The 15,948-nt window shown below is 72.8% G+C and carries 13 protein-coding genes; 4 read left to right on the forward strand and 9 right to left on the reverse strand.

Annotated features, from left to right (window positions below; all coding sequences use genetic code 11):
* Positions 1–29: 29 nt before the first annotated feature.
* Positions 30–1,268 (reverse strand): sensor histidine kinase, encoded by a 1,239-nt coding sequence (locus AB6L24_RS14185; RefSeq protein ID WP_405655480.1) that lies wholly within the window; start codon positions 1,266–1,268, stop codon positions 30–32.
* Positions 1,269–1,376: 108 nt separating this feature from the next.
* Here AB6L24_RS14185 and AB6L24_RS14190 point away from each other — a divergent pair, with 108 nt between their 5' ends.
* The 3 genes from AB6L24_RS14190 to AB6L24_RS14200 all read left to right on the forward strand — a co-directional run bounded on the left by AB6L24_RS14190 (position 1,377) and on the right by AB6L24_RS14200 (position 3,621).
* Positions 1,377–2,342, forward strand: coding sequence for an ABC transporter ATP-binding protein (locus AB6L24_RS14190; RefSeq protein ID WP_405655482.1), 966 nt, complete (start codon positions 1,377–1,379; stop codon positions 2,340–2,342).
* A gap of 2 nt (positions 2,343–2,344) precedes the next feature.
* Entirely contained in the window at positions 2,345–3,082 is a 738-nt protein-coding gene (locus AB6L24_RS14195; RefSeq protein WP_405655484.1) for an ABC transporter permease, read from the forward strand.
* Between the two features lie 83 nt (positions 3,083–3,165).
* Entirely contained in the window at positions 3,166–3,621 is a 456-nt protein-coding gene (locus tag AB6L24_RS14200) for a hypothetical protein (protein WP_405655486.1), read from the forward strand.
* Between the two features lie 50 nt (positions 3,622–3,671).
* On the opposite strand, the gene AB6L24_RS14205 is transcribed toward AB6L24_RS14200, so the two are convergent.
* From AB6L24_RS14205 to kdpB, 8 genes are all read right to left on the reverse strand, one after another.
* The gene (locus tag AB6L24_RS14205) at positions 3,672–4,721 is read right to left on the reverse strand and encodes an enoyl-CoA hydratase/isomerase family protein (RefSeq protein ID WP_405655488.1); all 1,050 of its coding nucleotides are present in this window, start codon (positions 4,719–4,721) and stop codon (positions 3,672–3,674) included.
* On the reverse strand, positions 4,718–5,755 hold the full coding sequence (gene meaB / locus AB6L24_RS14210) for a methylmalonyl Co-A mutase-associated GTPase MeaB (RefSeq protein WP_405655489.1): 1,038 nt from the start codon (positions 5,753–5,755) through the stop codon (positions 4,718–4,720). The genes AB6L24_RS14205 and meaB overlap by 4 nt, the downstream gene beginning before the upstream one ends.
* A gap of 12 nt (positions 5,756–5,767) precedes the next feature.
* Positions 5,768–8,011, reverse strand: coding sequence for a methylmalonyl-CoA mutase (gene scpA / locus AB6L24_RS14215; protein ID WP_405655491.1), 2,244 nt, complete (start codon positions 8,009–8,011; stop codon positions 5,768–5,770).
* Positions 8,008–9,861, reverse strand: a complete 1,854-nt coding sequence (gene mutA / locus AB6L24_RS14220) for a methylmalonyl-CoA mutase small subunit (protein WP_405655493.1) — start codon at positions 9,859–9,861, stop codon at positions 8,008–8,010. Before mutA ends, scpA begins: the two co-directional genes overlap by 4 nt.
* A gap of 155 nt (positions 9,862–10,016) precedes the next feature.
* A complete protein-coding gene (locus AB6L24_RS14225) occupies positions 10,017–10,868 on the reverse strand; it encodes a GNAT family N-acetyltransferase (RefSeq protein ID WP_405655495.1) in 852 nt (283 codons plus the stop codon).
* Between the two features lie 147 nt (positions 10,869–11,015).
* Entirely contained in the window at positions 11,016–11,111 is a 96-nt protein-coding gene (locus AB6L24_RS14230; RefSeq protein WP_405655496.1) for a 50S ribosomal protein bL37, read from the reverse strand.
* A complete protein-coding gene (locus AB6L24_RS14235; protein ID WP_405655498.1) occupies positions 11,108–11,935 on the reverse strand; it encodes an SDR family NAD(P)-dependent oxidoreductase in 828 nt (275 codons plus the stop codon). The genes AB6L24_RS14230 and AB6L24_RS14235 overlap by 4 nt, the downstream gene beginning before the upstream one ends.
* A 341-nt stretch (positions 11,936–12,276) precedes the next feature.
* A complete protein-coding gene (kdpB, locus tag AB6L24_RS14240) occupies positions 12,277–14,439 on the reverse strand; it encodes a potassium-transporting ATPase subunit KdpB (protein ID WP_405655500.1) in 2,163 nt (720 codons plus the stop codon).
* 784 nt (positions 14,440–15,223) lie between these two features.
* Here kdpB and AB6L24_RS14245 point away from each other — a divergent pair.
* Positions 15,224–15,907, forward strand: coding sequence for a response regulator (locus AB6L24_RS14245; RefSeq protein WP_087883164.1), 684 nt, complete (start codon positions 15,224–15,226; stop codon positions 15,905–15,907).
* The last annotated feature ends 41 nt before the right edge of the window (positions 15,908–15,948 follow it).

Consider the following 15,948-nt stretch of genomic DNA (forward strand, 5'->3'; position numbering starts at 1 on the left):
GGCCGAAGCAGGCCAGTGGCTTTCCGCCGTTACGTCAGGGGCAGTTCGACGCGGACCCGCCACTCGCCGTCGTGCGGTCCCGTGTGGGCCCGGCCGCCGAGCAGCGTCGCCCGCTCGCGGATCCCGCGCAGGCCGCTGCCGCCGCGCCCGGTGGGTGCCGCGGGCCCCGACAGGGCGTTGCGCACGTCGAGCGTGAGCAGGCCCTCGTCGGCGGCGACCCGGACGCGTACCGGCACCGGGCCCGCGTGCCGCAGGACGTTGGTCAGGGACTCCTGGAGCATGCGGTAGCCCTCGCGCGACACCGGCCCGGGCAGCCGGTCCACCGGGCCCGTCACCTCGGCGTCCACCTTCACGCCCGACGTGCGCGCGGAGTCCAGGAGCCGGTCGGCGTCCACGAGCGTCGGCCGCTGCCGCCCGGCCCTGCCGTCCTCGCGCAGCACCCGGAGCACCCGCTCCAGGTCCTCCAGGGCGTGCCGGCCGGTGTCCTCGATGGCCTCCAGGGCGCGCTCGGTGAACGCCGGGTCGGCGGTGGCCCGGGCGGCGCCCGCCTGCACCACGGCGACGGTCAGCGCGTGCCCGATGGAGTCGTGCAGTTCGCGGGCGATCCGGTTGCGTTCAAGGAGCTGCTCGGTGCGCTCCTCCAGGGCGGCGAGGCGCTGGGCGTGGGAGGGGCCGAGGAGGCGCCCGGCGACGGCGGTCATGGAGTGCCCCACCGCCCCCACGAAGCCGAGCAGGACGAGCAGCGGCACGGGTACGAGCAGCGCGTCCGTCCACCAGGGGCCGTCGGCGAGCGCGGGGAGGAACAGCGCCGGGTCCGTCGTGCGCTCCTGCGCCGCCGCGCCGATCGACGCCAGGGTCTGACCCATGAGGAAGAAGGTCACGAAGCCCGTCGCGGATCCCGCCTCGATCCGCACGACGAGCCAGAGCGCCGTGCGCAGGCGCTCGTTCCAGGACGCCGACGGGGCGACGGAGACACCGGAACCGGTGGGCTCCGCCTCGTGCGGACCGGACGCCCCGCGTGCGTGGGGCCCGGGGAACAGCATCAGCCGGGCCTGCAGCCCCTCGGCCCTGCGCATCGCCGGCACCAGACCGGCCGCGACCCCCAGCGGGACCGGCAGGACGAAGAACCCCACGACCAGGTCGAGGACCCTCGCGTCCGACATGCCGTAGACCGACGCGCACGTCAGACCGGCGACACAGCCGACGAGCACGTGCAGCCAACGGGTGTACGTGACCGCGCGGGTGAGCGGTCGCAGGAAGCGGGGCATGCCGTCATCGTGCCAGCACCCGCGCGGGGCACGTCTCCCCCGTACGGGGGAGACGATCTCCCCGGGCGGGGGAGGCCACGGACCCGCCCGCACCGCGACGCTGTCCCCATGACCAGCATCGACGTCAAGCAGCTCACCAAGGAGTACGGCACCACCCGCGCGGTGGACGACGTGACGTTCAGCGTCCGCCCCGGCCAGGTCACCGGCTTCCTCGGCCCCAACGGCGCCGGAAAGTCCACCACGTTGCGCCTCGTCCTCGGCCTCGACCGGCCCACGTCCGGGACCGCGACCGTCGGCGGACGCCCGTACGCGGCGTACGACGAACCGCTCCGCCAGGTCGGCGCCCTGCTCGACGCGCAGGCCGCCCACGGCTCCCGCACCGCCCGCAGCCACCTGCTCGCGCTCGCCGTGAGCAACCGCATCGCCTCGGCGCGCGTGGACGAGGTCCTGGAGGAGACCGGCCTGGCGGCCGTCGCGGGGCGCCGGGTGAAGACGTACTCCCTGGGCATGCGGCAGCGCCTCGGGATCGCTGCCGCGCTGCTCGGGGACCCCGCCGTCGTGCTCCTGGACGAGCCGTCCAACGGGCTCGACCCCGAAGGGATCATCTGGATCCGTGAGTTGATGCGCGGTCTGGCCCGGGAGGGCCGCACCGTCCTGGTGTCCAGCCACCTCATGAACGAGACCGCGACGTTCGCCGACCACCTGGTCGTCCTCGGCCGCGGCAGGCTGCTCGCGGACACCCCGATGCGCGAGTTCATCGAGGCCCGCAGCCGCCCGCGGGTCCGGGCGCGCACCACCGACCCGGCCCGGCTGCGCGCGGCGCTCGCCCGCGCGGGACACGAGCTGGCGGAGGCCGACGACGGCCGCTGGACGGTCGACGGGATCCGGGCCGAGGAGGTCGGCAGGCTCGCCGCCGGAGCGGGCGTGCCGATCCTCGAACTCGCCGACGAGGAGGCCTCCTTGGAGGAGGCCTACCTCGCCCTCACCGCCGCCGAGACGGAGTTCTCCGCGTCCGCCGCGCCCGCGGCGTCCTCCGCGTCCTCCAGTGCTCCCACACCTCTCCAGGAGGCCTGACGATGTCCACGTCCGCCGTGCTGCACTCCGAGTGGATCAAGATCAAGTCGCTGCGAGGGAGCGTCGGTTCGCTCGTCGCGGTGTTCGTGGCGACCGTCGCCATCACCGTCCTCGTCTTCGCCACCGTCGGCCGCGCGGAGGCCGACAACGCCGACGCCGAACCCCTCTTCGACGCCTTCTACGCGTTCAACTTCGGGCAGGTCGCCGCCATCAGCTTCGGAGCCACGGCCGTCAGCTCCGAGTACGTCAACGGCGCGCTGCGGGTCTCGCTCGCCGCCGTGCCGCGCCGCGGCCTCTTCTACGGCGCGAAGATCGCCGTCCTGGGCGCGGCGGCGCTCCTGGTGGGGCTCGTCACCAGCTTCACCACGTTCCTCGGCGGACAGGCCTTCCTCGGGGAGTACGCCATCGGGCTCGGTCACCCCGGGGCGGTGCGCGCGTGCGTCGGAGGCGGCGTCTACCTGGCGCTGATGGCCCTGTTCGCGGCGGGCCTCGCGGCGGTGCTGCGCAGCGGTGCCGTCGTGCTCGGCGTGCTGATCCCGTTCACCCTGATCGTCCCGTTCGTGCTCGGGGACATGGCGGGCGGCGCGGCCCAGTTCCTGCCCGACCGGGCCGGGCAGCAGATCCTGCACGAGGCCCCCGACGGGATGCTCGGCCCCTGGCCGGGGCTCGGGGTGACGGCGCTGTGGGCGGTGGCGTCGCTGGGCGCCGGGTGGTGGGCGGTGCGGAGGCGGGACGCCTGAGGCGTGCAGCCGCTGAGGCCTCGTCAGTCGTCCGACGCCTGACGGACAGCCAATGGTCGGTGGCAACGGCTTTACTGGATGCCATGAGCAGCGCAGACCACCTCGCCGCGATCGACCTGCTGCGCGCCCGGGACTTCCCCCGGGCGCCCGGCAGGTCGGAGCACGGCTACGGCGGACCCGGCTTCCACGTCGCGGAGCTGTCGACGTACGACCAGCTGTGGGACGACGACGGCACGGCGCACGAGGAGACGGAGGCGCGGTGCGAGGCCGAGCGCGACGCCCTGCGGGCGCTCCTCACCGAGCGCTGGGGCGCGCCCCGGGCCTTCGGCCTCACCAGCGTCCTCATCCGCGTCATGGCCCAGGAGGCCGACGGTTCGGGCGCGCCGGTCCCCGAACCGTGGGCCACACTCAGCGAGTCCGTGCCCGACGTCCACCTGTGGCGGTCCGACGGGCAGTGGATAGCCGTGGGGGTGGCCCGCTGGGGCGAGCGCCTCGCGGTCCAGCTCCTCGCCGTGGTCACGGAGGTCGCCCCGCCGTAGTACGGGCCGGGGCCGCCCGGGTGGGAGCGGCCGTCGTCCACGCCCGCCGTTCAGGAGCCGAGCCCCAACTCCCCGTACGCACCCGGCCCGAAGAACCGCTCCACGTCCGCCTCCGTGACCGACGCGAGGTCGGCGGGCACCCACCTCGGGGCGCGGTCCTTGTCGACGACCTGGGCCCGCACGCCTTCGGGGAAGTCGGGCGCCGTCAGACAGGCACACGACACGCGGTACTCCTGGTCGAGCGCCTCCTCCAGGGACCCGAGCGCACGGGAGCGGCGCAGCGCGGCCAGCGTGACCTTCAGCGCGGTGGGGGAGCGCGCGAGGAGGACCTCGGCGGTCTCCTTCGCCGCCCGCTCGCCGCAGGACTGGAGGCGGTCGACGATCTCCTCCACCGAGTCGGCGGCGTAGCAGGAGTCGATCCACGCGCGGCGCGCGGCGAGTTCGCCCTCCGGGGCGGTCGCCGCGAACGCCCGCACGGCGTCCGCCGCGTCGGTGTCCGCGAGCGCCGCCGTGAAGTCCGTGAGGCGCTCCGAGGGGACGTAGTGGTCGGCGAGGCCGCACAGCAGCGCGTCGCCCGCGCCCACCGACGTGCCGGTCAGCGCCAGATGCGTGCCGAGCTCGCCCGGCGCCCGCGTCAGCAGATACGTGGCGCCGACGTCGAGGACGAAGCCGATGATGGTCTCCGGCATGGCGACCTGGGACCGCTCGGTGACGACGCGCACGTCGCCGTGTGCCGAGACGCCGACGCCGCCGCCCATGACGTACCCGTCCATCACCGCCACATACGGCTTGCCGTAGCGCGCGATCCGGGCGTTGAGCAGGTACTCGTCGTGCCAGAAAGCCGCCGACGCCGCGCCGCCGCCCGCGAGGATGTCCTCGCGCACGGCCCGGATGTCGCCGCCCGCGCACAGACCGCGCTCACCGGCGCCCGTCACGACCACCGTGCGGACCTCGTCGTCGTGCTCCCACGCGGTGAGCGCCTCGTCGACGAGACGGACCATGGGGTGGTCGAGCGCGTTCAGGGCGCGGGGCCGGTTCAGGACGATGTGGCCCGCGCGGCCCTCGACCCGCGTGAGCACCGGCGGTGCGTCGACACTCACTGAGCCGAGCCCTCCTTGTCGTTGCCGTCGGATTTGTCGTTGTCGTCGGTCGGCCCCTGGAACGCGTCCAGGATCCGCTCCGCCGCCGTCGTCGCCGTCAGCGTCCCCTCCCGGACCCGCTGCTCCAGGTCGGGTGCGAGGCGCCGCACGTCGGGGTGGGCGTGCAGCCGGCCGAGGAGTTCGTCGCGGACCATCGTCCACGTCCAGTCGACCTGCTGGTCGCGGCGCTTCGCGGCGAGGCGGCCGGTGGAGTCCAGGAGCGCGCGATGCTGTTCGAGCCGGTCCCAGAGAGTGTCGAGGCCCTTCGACTCGCGGGCGCTGCAACTCAGGACCGGGGGCGTCCAGGAGGCGTCCGCCGGATGCATGAGCCGCAGGGCGCCCGCCAGCTCCCGTGCCGCCGAGCGCGCGTCCCGTTCGTGCGGTCCGTCCGCCTTGTTGACCGCGATCACGTCGGCCAGCTCCAGGACGCCCTTCTTGATGCCCTGCAGCTGATCGCCCGTGCGGGCCAGGGTGAGGAGCAGGAACGTGTCGACCATGTTCGCGACGGCCGTCTCGGACTGGCCGACGCCGACGGTCTCCACGAGCACCACGTCGTACCCGGCCGCCTCCATCACCACGACGGACTCACGGGTCGCCTTCGCGACGCCGCCGAGCGTCCCCGCCGTGGGCGAGGGCCGCACGAACGCCATCGGGTCCACCGCAAGGCGCTCCATGCGGGTCTTGTCGCCCAGGATGGAGCCGCCTGTGCGCGACGACGACGGGTCGACGGCGAGCACCGCGACGCGGTGGCCCATCGACGTCAGCATCGTGCCGAGCGCGTCGATGAACGTCGACTTGCCGACTCCCGGGACGCCGCTGATGCCGATGCGCCGCGCCCGCCCCGAGTGCGGAAGCAACTGCGTCAGCAACTGCTGGGCGAGCACGCGGTGTTCGGCCCTGGTGGACTCCACGAGCGTGATCGCCCGCGCGATGTGCGCGCGCTTGCCGTCGAGTACGCCCTTCACATAGGTGTCGAGATCGATCCTCGGTGCCATGGGCTCAGCGGCTCACAGCTCGCCACTGCCGGAAGCGGCCTCGCCGGGCAGTTCGTGGCCGAGCCCGACGGCGAGCCGCCGCACCAGGTCGTACGCCGCGTCCGGGATGACCGTTCCGGGCGGGAACACCGCCGCGGCGCCCGCCTCGTGCAGAGCCTCGACGTCCTGCGGGGGAATCACGCCGCCCACGACGATCATGATGTCCTCGCGGCCCTCGGCGGCCAGCTCCGCGCGCAGCGCGGGGACCAGCGTCAGGTGTCCCGCCGCCAGCGAGGACACGCCGACGATGTGCACGTCCGCCTCGACGGCCTGCCGCGCCACCTCTCCGGGCGTCTGGAACAGCGGGCCGACGTCGACGTCGAAGCCCAGGTCGGCGAAGGCGGTCGCGATGACTTTCTGGCCGCGGTCGTGACCGTCCTGGCCCATCTTGGCGACCAGGATGCGCGGACGGCGGCCCTCGGCCTCCTCGAAGGACTTCACCAGCGCGCGAGTGCGCTCCACGGACGGCGACGGGCCTGCTTCGGTGCGGTACACACCGGAGATCGTACGGATCTGGCCCGCGTGCCGCCCGTACGCCTTCTCCAGGGCGTCGGAGATCTCGCCGACCGTCGCCTTCGCGCGGGCCGCGTCGACCGCGAGCGCGAGGAGGTTGCCCTCCAGGCCGGGGCCCGAGCCGCGCTCGGCCGACGCGGTCAGCTTGCGCAGCGCGTCCTGGCACACGGCCTCGTCGCGCTCCTCGCGCAGTCGCCGCAGCTTCTCGATCTGCTGGGTCCGCACCGAGGAGTTGTCGACCTTCAGGACCTCGATCTGCTCGTCGCCGGAGCCACTTTCAGGGCGGTACTTGTTCACGCCGATCACCGGCTGCCGCCCGGAGTCGATGCGGGCCTGCGTGCGCGCGGCGGCCTCCTCGACGCGCAGCTTCGGGATGCCCGCGTCGATGGCCTGCGCCATGCCGCCCGCGGCCTCGACCTCCTGGATGTGCTGCCAGGCCCGGCGCGCCAGGTCGTACGTCAGCTTCTCCACGTACGCGCTGCCGCCCCACGGGTCGATGACCCGGCACGTGCCCGACTCCTGCTGGAGCAGGAGCTGGGTGTTGCGGGCGATGCGCGCCGAGAAGTCCGTGGGCAGGGCCAGGGCCTCGTCCAGGGCGTTCGTGTGCAGGGACTGCGTGTGGCCCTGCGTCGCCGCCATCGCCTCCACGCAGGTGCGCGTCACGTTGTTGAAGACGTCCTGGGCGGTGAGCGACCAGCCCGAGGTCTGCGAATGCGTGCGCAGCGAGAGGGACTTGGCGTTCTTCGGGTCGAACTGCTTGACCAGCTTCGCCCACAGCAGGCGCGCCGCGCGGAGCTTGGCGACCTCCATGAAGAAGTTCATGCCGATCGCCCAGAAGAACGACAGGCGCGGCGCGAACGCGTCCACGTCCAGACCCGCCTCCCGGCCCGCCCGCAGATACTCCACGCCGTCGGCGAGCGTGTACGCCAGCTCCAGGTCGGCCGTCGCACCGGCCTCCTGGATGTGGTAGCCGGAGATCGAGATGGAGTTGTAGCGCGGCATCTTCTGCGAGGTGAACGAGAAGATGTCGGAGATGATCCGCATCGAGGGCTTCGGCGGATAGATGTAGGTGTTGCGGACCATGAACTCCTTGAGGATGTCGTTCTGGATGGTCCCCGCCAGCTTCTCCGGCGGCACGCCCTGCTCCTCGGCGGCGACGATGTACAGCGCGAGCACGGGAAGCACCGCGCCGTTCATCGTCATCGACACCGTCATCTTGTCCAGCGGGATCCCGTCGAACAGCTGCCGCATGTCGTAGATCGAGTCGATGGCCACGCCCGCCATGCCGACGTCACCGGTCACCCGCGGGTGGTCGCTGTCGTAGCCGCGGTGGGTCGGCAGGTCGAACGCGACCGACAGGCCCTTCTGGCCCGCCGCCAGGTTGCGGCGGTAGAAGGCGTTGGACTCCTGCGCGGTGGAGAACCCCGCGTACTGCCGGATCGTCCAGGGCTGGTTGACGTACATCGTCGGGTACGGGCCGCGCAGATACGGCGCGACGCCCGGGTAGGTGCCGAGGAAGTCCAGGCCCTCCAGGTCGGCGCCGGTGTACAGCGGCTGGACCGCGATGCCCTCCGGGGTCTCCCACAGCAGGTCGTCCGCGTCCTTGCCGGTGGCCGACTCGACCGCGGCGCGCCACTGCTGGGCGGAGCCCCGAGGGGCCGCGTCCGGCTCCAGGCCGATGCCGGAGAAGTCGGGGATCGTCATGGCGCCACTCCCATGAGGTCGAGGGTGGAGGTGAGCACGGCCACGGCGTCGCAGCCGGCGAAGACATAGGCGTCGACATCCCCGAACTCGCCGGGCCGTCCCGCCAGGAATACCCGTTCCGCGCCCGCCGACTTCAGCGCGGCGGCGACCGCGGCCGCCTCCTGCTCGTACAGGGCGTCGCTGGAGCACAGGCAGGCGACGCGCGCGCCACTGGCCCGGAAGGCGTCGGCCGCGCTCGCGGCATCCACGGAGACCGGGTCGTGCACGGCCTCGACGCCGCCCGCCTGGAACAGGTTCGAGGCGAACGTGGCGCGGGCGGTGTGCGCGGCGGCCGGGCCGAGCGCGGCAAGGAACACCTTCGGACGGGCACCGGTCTCGACGAGGTGGGCGTCGGAGCGGGCGCGCAGGGCCTCGTACGCCTCGTCGCGCCGCACCCGCGGCAGGCCGCCGGTCGGCCCGGCGGGCGCGCTCTCGCGCGCCACGGGCTTCTCGGCGAGGTTCGGGAACTCGCTGACCCCCGTGATGGGTTCGCGGCGCTTGGCGAGCTTCTTGCCGCGCTCCGCCCAGGTCGCCGCCAGGCGGTCGCCGAGCATGCCGGAGCGCAGGGCCGCCGCCTGGCCGCCCGCGCGCTCGATCTCCTGGAAGAAGTCCCAGGCGGCGTGCGCCAGTTCGGCGGTGAGCCGCTCCACGTAGTACGAGCCGCCCGCCGGGTCGATGACCCGCGCCAGGTGCGACTCCTCCAGGAGGATCGTCGAGGTGTTGCGGGCGATGCGGCGCGCGAACGCGTCCGGCAGGCCGAGGGAGTGGTCGAACGGCAGCACCGTCACGGCGTCCGCGCCGCCCGCGCCCGCGCTCAGGCAGGCCACGGTCGTGCGCAGCATGTTCACCCACGGGTCGCGGCGCGCCATCATCACCGGCGAGGTCACCGCGTGCTGGCGCTGCGCGCCCGCGTCGACGTCGCCGCTCGCCTCCGCAACCCGCGCCCAGAGGCGCCGGGCCGCGCGGAGCTTGGCGATGGTCAGGAACTGGTCGGCCGTGGCCGCGTACCGGAACTCCAGCTGGGCGCACGCCTCTTGCAGGGTCAGGCCCGCGCCGGTGAGCAGCCGCAGATAGGCCACGCCCGTCGCCAGGGACGCGCCCAGCTCCTGCGCGGCCGAGCCGCCCGCCTCGTGGTACGGCAGGGCGTCGACCGTGAGCGCGCGCAGGCCGCCGTACTCACGGCCGCACAGCCGCGCGAGATCGACGGCGGCGTCCGTGCCCAACTCCGTGCCCGTGCGCGCCTCGTACGCCAGCGGGTCCGCGCCGAGGTTGCCGTGCGCCGCGTCCTTGGCGACGCCCGCGGCCTCGACCAGGCTCAGCAACTCCCGTGCGGCGGGCTCGACATCGGCTCCGGCGTCGAGCACGATCGGGGCCAGGTCCAGGTAGACGCCGTCGAGCGCCCGCTCAAGGCCGGAGACGGGCAGCGCGTCGGGGCCGAGGGTGAGCCACAGCGACGTCACGCCGTTCTCGAGGTCGGCGAGGATCGATTCGTTCGTGCGGGCCGGGTCGCCTGTCGCGTGCCGCTGCCGTACGTCCCAGCCGGTCGCGGCACCGCCCGCGGCGCGCCCGCCGCGTACGAACGGGGCGAAACCCGGATGGCCGACATCGGCCACGGCGTCACGGGCGGTGTACAGGGGGCGGGTGCTGAGCCCGTCCTCGAGCGCGGTGGACAGCGCTTCCTCCGCCGCCGCCCCCGATACGTCCTTACCCGACTTCCGCAGTACGCCCTCCACCAGGCGCTGCCACTGCTCATGGGTCGCATCAGGGAACTCGGCGGCCAGGGAAAGCCCGTCGTCAGGCAGGACCGTCATGTTCCGATGCTAGGGCTCAATCAGGGCCCGGTGCCGGGGCACCGCTGTGACCTTGCACTCTCCCCGTCGGTCTTGAACTCGGACGGCCCGCAAGTTATTACCCGCAGGTAATATATAGGGGTTTCATAGGGGTCGTATCTGTCCGCCGCACGCCCTCAAGCAGGGGTTTTCGTCGGCATTCGCGGTGTGGCCTGGGCCGGGGCCGACCCCTGTACGGCGCTTTCGCGGACATCAGCACGGACGGCGGCGCCGACGCCGCGCCGGGCGCCGCCGGTGACGTAGTGGGTGTACTCGCGGTGCAAGCGGAATCCGGCCGTCCAGGCGAGCAGGCGGCTGGGGCGGTTGTCGCGTGCGCAGGACCAGCTCGCGGTGCGGCCGCGGGCCGAGACGTCCGCCGTGAGGGCGGCGACGCAGGCGTGCGCGAGGCCCTTGCGGCGGTGCTCCGGCGCGGTGGCCACGGCCACGTCCTCGTACGCGTCGCCCGCGAAGTAGGAGCACGCGACGGCGAGGACCCGCCCGCCCCGGTCGAAGGCGGCGACGGCGTGCCCGGACGCGGCGAGCGCCGCGGGAGTTCCCCAACTGGCGTGGATCCAGTCGGAGTCCGGCCACAGCGCCGCGAGCGCGTCGTCTCCCGTCACCCGGCGCACCCGCACCCCGCGCGGCGGCCGGGGCGTGGCGACGGGCTCCCGGTGGACGTACACCATGCGTTCGTCGGGCACGAGGCGGTCGAAGGCGGCGCCGAGCACGGGCAGGAACCGCGCCGAGGCCACGACGTGGCTGGAGGTGAACCGCGCGAGGCCGTCCGGGGACACCGCGCGCGGGTCGCCGCCGAGCAGGACGTGTCCGGCGCAGGACACCGCGAGGGCGCGCGGCGCGTCGGCGTCGTCGGCCCACCACTGGCCGGTGCCGTGCGTGCGGACGTGCTCGGGCAGCGCGGCCGTTCCGGGCGCCCCGGCGGCGAACCAGTCGGCGAGGGCGGGAAGTCGGTGCCGCGGGAGCGGGATCACGGGACGGTCCTCCGGGGTGGCGGGGCGGGCGTTCGAGGATGGCGGTGCGGGCGTTCGAGGGTGTGCCGGTGCGGGGCCGACACGAGGTCAGCGGTGCCCGTCCTCCGGGTGGGGGGAGGACCGCACCGCTGACCAGGTGGCGGCAGGCTAGCTCCCCGCCTTGCTGCCGTGGTTGGCCTTCTTCTTGCGGCGGGCCTTCTTCTTGCGTGCGCGCTTGGACATCCAGGCGTTCGACTCCTTCAAGAACCGTGGCCGACCAGCAGGGCGGCGAGCTTGTTGAGACGCTTGACGGTGCGGTCCTCCAGGGCGGCCGCGGCCGGCTCGACCCGCTCGGAACGGTCGTAGTACGCGCCGTTGACGATCTCGGTGGCCGGGTCGCACAGGCGCACCACGTGCCCGGCGCCCTCGGCGGCCGACGTGCCCTCGTGGGCGTACAGCGACAACAGCGCGGTGTCGCACACGCCGGGGTGCACGGACACGGCGGTCACGCGCGGGTCGGCGGCGAAGACGGTGAGGGCGAGCTGCGACTGGGCGTAGGCGGCCAGGCGGGAGTAGCGGCGGGCGCGGTTCGGGTCGCTCCACTGGATGGACGCGGTGCGGTGCAGCGACGACGAGACGTTGACGACGCGGCCGCCGGGCTCGCTGGTGAGGGACGGTTCGAGGAGGCCCGTGAGGAGGAAGTGGGCGAGGAAGTTCACCTGGAAGGCGATCTCGTTGCCGTCGGCCGTGATGGTGTGGCGCTCCGGCGCGGCCATGCCCGCGTTGTTCACCAGGACGTCCAGGTGCGGGTGCTCGGCGACGACACGCTCGGCGAGCCGCTCGACTTCCTCCAGATGGGTGAAGTCGGCGCCCAGGGCACGCAGCTTCGAGGCGTCGACGCCGGCCATGGCGATGAGCTTGTCGACGGCGGCCTGGGCCTCGTCGGCGGTGCGTCCGTGCACGAGCACGGTGACGCCGCGCTCGGCGAGGAGGCGCGCGGTCTCGTAGCCGATGCCGGAGGTGGCTCCGGTGACGAGCGCGGTGCGCCCGGACAGAGCGGTGCGCCCGGACAGAGAGGCAGAAGACATGTCTGATCCTGTGGTGGAGGCATGCCGGGGCAGCCCCGACGGGGGCTTGCGGCATGCGATACGAAAAGGCCGTGCGCGCTCGTCAGGAGCGCCGGTCACGGCGGAGGAGGGTGCGGTGCGGCGTCAGCGCACCGTGCTGTGAACAGGGCGCGAGACCGGCACCGCCGTATGAGGCGGCCGGTCGTCATGGCGCACGAAGCTGTTCACGTCGACCATCTAACGGGCCCGTGAGCTGCGCTTCAAGCGCTGCTCACGGGCTTTGACGGGGCCCTGATGCGAGGTCTCCCACCAGGGCGCGCGTCTCTGAGCACGGGCCTCGGGGTGCGGGTCTCAGGTGTGCGTCAGCTGAGGCCCGGGATCGTCGACACCACCAGGTCGATCAGCTTGATGCCGAGGAAGGGCAGCACGAGCCCGCCGAGTCCGTACACCGCCAGGTTGCGCCGCAGCAGATCGTGCGCCGACGCGGGCGTGTAGCGCACGCCGCGCAGGGCGAGGGGGATGAGCGCGACGATGATGAGGGCGTTGAAGATGATCGCCGAGGTGATCGCCGACTTCGGGCTGTGCAGGCCCATGATGTTCAGGGACTCCAGGCCCGGATAGGCCCCCGCGAACATCGCCGGGATGATCGCGAAGTACTTCGCGACGTCGTTGGTGATCGAGAACGTGGTCAGGGCGCCCCGGGTGATGAGGAGTTGCTTGCCGATCTCCACGATCTCGATGAGCTTGGTCGGGTTGGAGTCCAGGTCCACCATGTTCCCGGCCTCCTTGGCGGCCGAGGTGCCGGTGTTCATGGCCACGCCGACGTCGGCCTGCGCGAGCGCGGGTGCGTCGTTGGTGCCGTCGCCCGTCATCGCGACCAGCTTGCCGCCCTCCTGCTCCTGCTTGATCAGGGCGAGCTTGTCCTCGGGCGTGGCCTCCGCGAGGAAGTCGTCCACACCTGCCTCCCGGGCGATGGCGCGGGCCGTGAGCGCGTTGTCGCCGGTGATCATGACAGTGCGGATGCCCATGCGGCGCAGCTCCGCGAACCGCTCCCGGATGCCGTCCTTCACCACGTCCCTGAGCTGGACCAGGCCGAGCACCCGCGGCCCGTCCCAGTCGTGCACCGCGACGAGCAGCGGAGTCCCGCCGGCCGCGGCCACGGAGTCGGCGAACATCCGTGCCTGCGGCGGGACCTGGCCGCCGCGCAGCTCCACCCAGGTGATGACCTGGGCGGCGGCGCCCTTGCGGATGGTGCAGGCGGCGCCGTTGTCCCAGCGCAGGTCGATGCCGCTCATCCGGGTCTGCGCGGTGAACTCCACGAACCGCGCGTTGGCCAACTCGCCCTGCGCCGGCGCGCGCAGGCCGTACTTCTTCTTGGCGTGCACGACGATCGAGCGGCCCTCGGGTGTCTCGTCGGCCAGCGAGGACAGCTGGGCGGCGTCCGCCAAGTGCAGTTCGTCGATGCCGGGCAGCGGCATGAAGGCGTCCGCCTCGCGGTTGCCGAGGGTGATGGTGCCGGTCTTGTCGAGGAGGAGGGTGTTCACGTCGCCCGCGGCCTCGACGGCGCGGCCGGACATGGCGAGCACGTTGCGCTGCACGAGCCGGTCCATGCCCGCGATGCCGATCGCGGACAGCAGCGCGCCGATCGTCGTCGGGATCAGCGTCACGAGGAGTGCGACGAGCACGGTCGTGGGCTGCGCGGCGTCCGCGTACGAAGCCATCGACTGCAGGCTCACGACGACCAGCACGAACACGATGGTGAGCGCCGCGAGCAGGATGTTGAGGGCTATCTCGTTCGGCGTCTTCTGCCGGGACGCGCCCTCGACGAGGGAGATCATCCGGTCCAGGAAGGAGTGCCCGGCGCGCGACGTCACCCGCACGACGATCCGGTCGGACAGCACCGTCGTACCGCCCGTGACACCGCTGCGGTCACCGCCCGACTCCCGGATGACCGGCGCCGACTCACCCGTGACCGCGGACTCGTCGACCGCCGCGACCCCGTCGACCACGTCGCCGTCGGCCGGGATCAGCTCGCCCGCCTCGACCAGGACGAAGTCGAAGGGCCGCAGCTCGGTCGCGGCCACCGCCTCGGTCTCCGCGCCCTGGAGGTCCGTGCCCACCCGCCAGTTGTGCCGCAGCCGCAGGGCGACCGTGTCCGTGCGCGCCTTGCGCAGCGCGAGCGCCTGCGCCTTGCCCCGGCCCTCCGCCACCGCCTCCGCGAGATTGGCGAAGACGAGGGTCAGCCACAGCCAGACGCTGATGATCCACGAGAACACCGACGGGTCGAACACCGCGGTCCCCGTCGTGATCACCGCGCCGCAGCCCACCACGAACAGCACGGGGTTCTTGACCAGCGCCCGCGGGCGCAGCTTGTGCAGCGCGTCGGGGAACGACTTCAGGGCCTGCACGGGATCGACGAGGCCGCCGGGGCGGACACGTCGGCGGCCGTGACGGCTCTCGGGACTGCGCCCGGACGACTGGCTCTCGGGCGCCGGGGGAGCCTGCTGCGGGGCGGCGGGAAGCATCGGTGAAGGTGACTTTCTGGTGGGGGAGCGGCCACGGAGCGCGGCCGTGCGGAGAGGAAGCTAGCGGTCCCAACCTCACCGAATCACCTTCGCAGCAGGGAATTTACGTCCTCCTGACAGGCCCTCCCGACGATCCGTCAAGCCTCCGTCAAGAAGCCCTGGTGACGCATAAGGAGGGCGTCAACAAAACCGGGAAGCGCCACGGCGGACCCAAGACTGATCACCACGGGGGAACGGACGAACGAGTCCGCGATGTGAGGCCGGAGGTCGCGTGACGATCACCGCCGGCCGTACGCACAGTCCAGATGCGGGGGCCCGGACTGTGCCCGCCACACATCGGGATCCGGTCGTCCGTCCAGAGGGACGTCCCGACCCGCGGCTCAGAGGGGGGCTGCGGGCCGGGACGTCCCCGACTGCCCGGCCCGACGGTCGTCCAGTCGCCCGAGTGATCTTGACGTCACCTTGGCGCCCGCAAAGGAGCCGAGGACGCGGTCACCGTCGTCCTGCCGTCGGCCTCGACAAGGTCGGCACCCGCGCCCTCGCCCAACTCGGCGCCACCCGGCACCCGGTGGGGCGCGGCGCACCGGAATGATCAGCTCCCGCGGTGTGCGGTGACCCGGTGAACGAGTCGTGGCCAAAACGTAAGAGAGGCGTCAACGGTGTCCAGGACGCCGTATGAGAGACGTCAAGAGAGACGGCGAACCCGCTGGTGGGCGCTTTGCTTCAGAGGACCGCACAATCTTGTGGGCCCGGCCCGCACGCACTTTCAGGAGGCGGCACACCGATGACCCGGGTGCTGGTGGTCGAGGACGACCCACAGCTCGTACGGGCTCTGGAGATCAATCTGAAGGCACGCAAGTACGAGGTGGACGCGGCGGTCGACGGGGGCACGGCCCAGCGTCTGGCCGCGGCGCGTCCGCCGGACGTGGTCCTCCTTGATCTCGGGCTGCCCGACATGGACGGCATCGACGTGGTGCGCTGGTTGCGGGGCTTCAGCCGCGCGCCCATCCTCGTCGTGTCCGCCCGCCAGGCCTCCGACGAGAAGGTCGCGGCGCTCGACGCGGGCGCCGACGACTACATCACCAAACCGTTCAGCATGGACGAACTCCTCGCCCGGCTGCGAGCCGCCGCCCGCAGAACCCGCTCCGTGGAGCGCGGTGAGGCCGCCGCCCTCGTCGAGACCGAGGGCTTCACCCTGGACCTGCTCGCCAAGAAGGCCTTACGGGACGGCCGCGCCGTACGCCTCACCCCCACCGAGTGGCACCTCCTGGAGGTCCTGGTGCGCCACCGCGGCCGCCTGGTCAGCCAGCAGCAGCTGCTCGGCGAGGTGTGGGGTCCCTCGCACAGCACGCGGACCAACTACCTGCGCGTCTACATGGCCCAGCTGCGCCGCAAGCTGGAGCCCGACCCGGCGCATCCGCGGCATCTGATCACCGCGCCGGGGATGGGGTATCGGTTCGAGGGGTAGGGAGGCCGCCCCGGGCGCGTGGGGTGAGGCTGGTGACGCCG

The organism is Streptomyces sp. RK9, assembly GCF_045070545.1.
Classification (GTDB): Bacteria; Actinomycetota; Actinomycetes; order Streptomycetales; family Streptomycetaceae; genus Streptomyces; species Streptomyces alboflavus.

Coding starts and splice junctions, on each gene's coding strand:
- AB6L24_RS14185 (WP_405655480.1), bottom strand. CDS start 1,268: ATGCCCCGCTTCCTGCGACCGCTCACCCGCGCGGTCACGTACACCCGT.
- AB6L24_RS14190 (WP_405655482.1), top strand. CDS start 1,377: ATGACCAGCATCGACGTCAAGCAGCTCACCAAGGAGTACGGCACCACC.
- AB6L24_RS14195 (WP_405655484.1), top strand. CDS start 2,345: ATGTCCACGTCCGCCGTGCTGCACTCCGAGTGGATCAAGATCAAGTCG.
- AB6L24_RS14200 (WP_405655486.1), top strand. CDS start 3,166: ATGAGCAGCGCAGACCACCTCGCCGCGATCGACCTGCTGCGCGCCCGG.
- meaB (WP_405655489.1), bottom strand. CDS start 5,755: ATGGCACCGAGGATCGATCTCGACACCTATGTGAAGGGCGTACTCGAC.
- scpA (WP_405655491.1), bottom strand. CDS start 8,011: ATGACGATCCCCGACTTCTCCGGCATCGGCCTGGAGCCGGACGCGGCC.
- mutA (WP_405655493.1), bottom strand. CDS start 9,861: ATGACGGTCCTGCCTGACGACGGGCTTTCCCTGGCCGCCGAGTTCCCT.
- AB6L24_RS14235 (WP_405655498.1), bottom strand. CDS start 11,935: ATGTCTTCTGCCTCTCTGTCCGGGCGCACCGCTCTGTCCGGGCGCACC.
- kdpB (WP_405655500.1), bottom strand. CDS start 14,439: ATGCTTCCCGCCGCCCCGCAGCAGGCTCCCCCGGCGCCCGAGAGCCAG.
- AB6L24_RS14245 (WP_087883164.1), top strand. CDS start 15,224: ATGACCCGGGTGCTGGTGGTCGAGGACGACCCACAGCTCGTACGGGCT.